Here is a 3547-nt window from a genome sequence, read left to right as displayed (position 1 = left end):
CGTCATTCCGGGATGGTCCGAAGGACCAGACCCGGAATCTCGAGATTCCGGGTTCGCGCTGCGCGACCGGAATGACCTCCAGCCACGAGGCCTCATGAACCGCATCCTCTCCGCCGCACTCGCGGTCGCCCTTCTCGCTTCCCCCTTCACGCCCACGCGCGCCGCCGAGGCGCCGCCCCGCGAGCCCTATGGCATCGCGCTCGAGGGTTTTGCCTATCCCTACCCCGTGCACCAGTTGCCGCTCGTCAACGATGGCGAACAGCTCAGCATGGCCTACATGGACGTTGCCGCCGCGCAGCCGAACGGCCGCACCGTCGTGCTGCTGCACGGGCGCAATTTCCCGTCGAGCTATTGGGCGCCGGTGATCAAGATGCTGAACGAGGCCGGCTTCCGCGTCGTGGTGCCGGACCAGATCGGCTTCGGCAAATCCTCCAAGCCGCAGGGCGAGCTGCATTTCGACAATCTTGCACGCAACACCATTGCGCTGCTCGATCACCTCAAGATCGACAAGGCCGAGATCGTCGCCCACTCGCTCGGCGGCATGCTCGGCGTTCGTATAGCCCGCGCCTATCCCGACCGCATCGCCCATCTGGTGCTGACCGCGCCGATCGGGCTCGAGGATTACCGCCTCTTCGTGCCGCCGACCCCGACCGAGAAGATGATCGAGACCGAGGACAAGCTTACGGCGGAGGGCTATCGCAAGCAGCTCCAGACCAACTACGCGATCAAGCTGCCGGCCGAGGCGATCACGCCGTTCATCGACGCCCGCTTCAACATCAAGGGCAGCCCCGACTATCCGCGCTGGCTGCGCGCCTTCGTCAGCTCCGGCCAGATGATCTACCGGGAGCCGGTGGCGCACGAGATTCCGCTGATCGCGCTGCCCACGTTGTTCATCATGGGAGCCGACGACCACAACGCGCCGGGCCGGCCACTCGCGCCCGAGGCGCTGCGGGCCAAGATGGGGCAGAACGCCGAACTGGCGAAGGCGCTGGCGGCCAAGATGCCGAATGCGCGGGCCGAGGTGATCCCGAACACCGGTCATCTCGTCTTCCTCGAGGCGCCCGAGAGGTACAAGGAGGTGGTGCTTGGTTTTCTCGGCCGCTAGCGACAATTACGTGTCGTCCGAGGCCTGATGCGCGGAACGTTCATGCCGCATTCAGGTCATGATTGGCAGGTTTGGATCGCGACGTGTCGGCGCATCCCGATTCAACGCGTTTAGTCGTCTCTCTGATTGATTGTGCGCCCCAAGCGCCATCCCCTAGGTCTGCCCCAAAGGACGAGAAGGAATATCCCATGAAATACCTGTTTGCCGCAGTCATGCTCGCCAGCGCAGCGGTCGTCGGTTTCAGCGAGACGGCCAGCGCCGCCGGCGGTTGCGGCCCGGGATGGTATCGTGGCCCCTATGGCAACTGCCGTCCGATGCGCGGCCCGGTTGTCGTTCGCCCCGCTCCGATTGTGGTCGCCCCGGCGCCGGTCGTCGTGGTGCCTCGCGCGCGTGTGTGCCCCTACGGCTTCCGCTGGTACGCCGGGCGCTGCCGTCCGGTCTGATCTCTCCATTCGCGTTGCAGAATGGCCGCTGGCGGAAGCCGGCGGCCATTTTTTTCGGAGGTGTTGCCGGCGGTTCGCCAGCTGCGGAAATGGAGCCCGTTCAGAAACACAACGGGGACCGCCGGCAGCGGTCCCCGTCCAGTTCGCGAATGGTCGCGATCTCACCAATGATGGCGGCGGTGCCAGCGCCGGCGATGCCGGCGCCAATGACGGCGGTGCCAGCCCCGGTGGCGGTGATGGCCATGCCAGTGAACCTGCTCCGGGCTCAGCTCGGCAGCCTCCTCACGGGTGGTGACAGCAGGCTGAGCGTCGGGATTGCCATGCGGCATGCGATTGGGGTCGACGACCGGCTGCGGTGACAGCGGCGCGGCCTGCGCCGCGGTCGCGGCGAAGGCCGCGGCTCCTGCCGTCAGTCCCAATGCAAGCTTCAAAAAGTTCCGGCGCTCCATGGCTTCTTCCTTCTTGGATCATCGCTTGTGATGCAGAAGGAGTGTCGCGGTGATGGCATGAACCGACGCTGAATCGCGCGTTCAGATTTGCAACGATGAGCATGAAGAATTCGTAGCCTCGATGGCGCAGTGCAATCCGAAGTTCGTGCTTGATGCGACGACGGCGGAGTGCGCTTGCGCTCAGGTCTACAGATCTCGCTAGGTCGCAAACTCCTGCGCCAGCACCAATGTCTCGCGCGTGCGCTTCACGTCGGGCCAGTCGCGGTTGAAGTCGGCGACGAGCTTCTGCAGCGCGTCCCCTCTCAGCATCGCCGCGAGCTTGGCCTCGTCATCGAACTGATACATGGCCTGGTGCAGCGAGGGATCATCGAGACTCCAGAATCGCAAGGCCTTGCTGACCCCGAACGCCTTCACCGCATCGGGCAGGTGTTCTCTCTCGTACCATCGGTCGAAGGCGGCGCGCTTGCTGGCATCGGTGACGATGGCCCGGACGACGAAATAGGCTGCTGGCATCGGATTTCCTCCTGTTGTTTGACGCGACCCTAGCCGCTTACGCCGCCGGTGACAAAAAGAGTCGGTGCCGGTGTCGGAATGGACGCCTTTCGCTCGTCCTTTGTCTCGAAGCAGGACACGGAGACAGCACATGGCCAACCTCACCCTGACCACCTTCGATTGGGTTCCCGCAGCGCCGCGAGGCTTCGTGCGCGACTTCCGCGTGCGCTGGGCTCTCGAAGAGGCCGCCTTGCCGTATCGCGTCGCCAGCGTACCCTTCGATGATCGCGGGCCCGCGCATTTCACCCACCAGCCGTTCGGCCAGGTTCCGTGGCTGACCGACGGCGACCTCTCGATCTTCGAGACCGGCGCGATCCTGCTGCATCTCGGCGAGCGCAGCGAGAGGCTGATGCCAAACGATCCGCGCGGCCGCGCAGAAACGACAGAGTGGGTGTTCGCGGCACTCAATTCGGTGGAGATGGCCAGCTTGCCCTGGGGCATGTCGCAGTTCATGGGACATCCAACCGACACGGCGGCGTGGGCATTCGTGGACGACTTCCTCAAGCTTCGGCTGAGGCGTCTCGAACCGGTGCTGGGCAGCCGCGAATGGCTGGCCGGCTCCTTCTCCGTCGCCGACATCCTGATGGCGGACGTGCTGCGCGTCGTCGATGGCTTCGACGGGCTGACGGACAGTCCGGCCTGCCGCGCCTACGTCGCGCGCGCGACCGGTCGGCCGGCAGTCGCCAAGGCCCACGCCGACCAGATCGCCCATTTCGCCGCGGCGGATAAGGTGCGGGGAACGTGATGTGTCTCACACAATTGATTTAGGACCCGGCGTACAATCCCCGCCAACGGAAGGACACCATTCGACAGGTGACACATGACCCGCATCGAATATCTCAAGCAACAGATCGCCCGCGCCGAGCGTCTGGCAAAGGCCATCCTCGACCGCCAGACCGCCGACCGGCTTCAAGCCTTCGCCGCCGAATGCCGTACCGAACTGTCGGAGATGACGGTCAAGCAGGCCGCGTGAGTCGTGCTGGCGCAAGGCCTTGCAT

Annotated in this window: 6 protein-coding genes; 4 read left to right on the top strand and 2 right to left on the bottom strand. The window is 64.9% G+C overall.

What is annotated here, in order from left to right:
* The first annotated feature begins 94 nt into the window (after window positions 1-94).
* The gene (locus JHD07_RS31440) at window positions 95-1105 is read left to right on the top strand and encodes an alpha/beta hydrolase (protein ID WP_291629224.1); all 1011 of its coding nucleotides are present in this window, start codon (window positions 95-97) and stop codon (window positions 1103-1105) included.
* A gap of 188 nt (window positions 1106-1293) precedes the next feature.
* Window positions 1294-1548, top strand: a complete 255-nt coding sequence (locus JHD07_RS31435) for a hypothetical protein (RefSeq protein ID WP_291629222.1) — start codon at window positions 1294-1296, stop codon at window positions 1546-1548.
* A gap of 161 nt (window positions 1549-1709) precedes the next feature.
* On the opposite strand, the gene JHD07_RS31430 is transcribed toward JHD07_RS31435, so the two are convergent.
* Window positions 1710-1997 carry a twin-arginine translocation signal domain-containing protein gene (locus JHD07_RS31430; protein ID WP_291629220.1) on the bottom strand — a complete coding sequence of 96 codons (288 nt, stop codon included), beginning with the start codon at window positions 1995-1997 and terminating at the stop codon, window positions 1710-1712.
* A gap of 198 nt (window positions 1998-2195) precedes the next feature.
* Window positions 2196-2510 carry a hypothetical protein gene (locus JHD07_RS31425; RefSeq protein ID WP_291629219.1) on the bottom strand — a complete coding sequence of 105 codons (315 nt, stop codon included), beginning with the start codon at window positions 2508-2510 and terminating at the stop codon, window positions 2196-2198.
* Window positions 2511-2640: 130 nt separating this feature from the next.
* On the opposite strand from JHD07_RS31425, the gene JHD07_RS31420 reads away from it, so the two are divergent.
* On the top strand, window positions 2641-3294 hold the full coding sequence (locus JHD07_RS31420) for a glutathione S-transferase family protein (protein ID WP_291629217.1): 654 nt from the start codon (window positions 2641-2643) through the stop codon (window positions 3292-3294).
* 75 nt (window positions 3295-3369) lie between these two features.
* Window positions 3370-3522 (top strand): hypothetical protein, encoded by a 153-nt coding sequence (locus JHD07_RS31415; protein ID WP_291629215.1) that lies wholly within the window; start codon window positions 3370-3372, stop codon window positions 3520-3522.
* The last annotated feature ends 25 nt before the right edge of the window (window positions 3523-3547 follow it).

This window comes from Bradyrhizobium sp. (assembly GCF_016462955.1).
Taxonomy (GTDB): domain Bacteria; phylum Pseudomonadota; class Alphaproteobacteria; order Rhizobiales; family Xanthobacteraceae; genus Bradyrhizobium.
The sequence above is the reverse complement of the archived record's forward strand: the minus strand, read 5'-3'. Positions and strand labels throughout refer to the sequence as shown.

What these genes read in the sequence shown, in the direction of transcription:
- JHD07_RS31425 (WP_291629219.1), bottom strand. Translation starts at nt 2,510, where the DNA reads ATGCCAGCAGCCTATTTCGTCGTCCGGGCCATCGTCACCGATGCCAGC.
- JHD07_RS31430 (WP_291629220.1), bottom strand. Translation starts at nt 1,997, where the DNA reads ATGGAGCGCCGGAACTTTTTGAAGCTTGCATTGGGACTGACGGCAGGA.
- JHD07_RS31420 (WP_291629217.1), top strand. Translation starts at nt 2,641, where the DNA reads ATGGCCAACCTCACCCTGACCACCTTCGATTGGGTTCCCGCAGCGCCG.
- JHD07_RS31440 (WP_291629224.1), top strand. Translation starts at nt 95, where the DNA reads ATGAACCGCATCCTCTCCGCCGCACTCGCGGTCGCCCTTCTCGCTTCC.
- JHD07_RS31435 (WP_291629222.1), top strand. Translation starts at nt 1,294, where the DNA reads ATGAAATACCTGTTTGCCGCAGTCATGCTCGCCAGCGCAGCGGTCGTC.
- JHD07_RS31415 (WP_291629215.1), top strand. Translation starts at nt 3,370, where the DNA reads ATGACCCGCATCGAATATCTCAAGCAACAGATCGCCCGCGCCGAGCGT.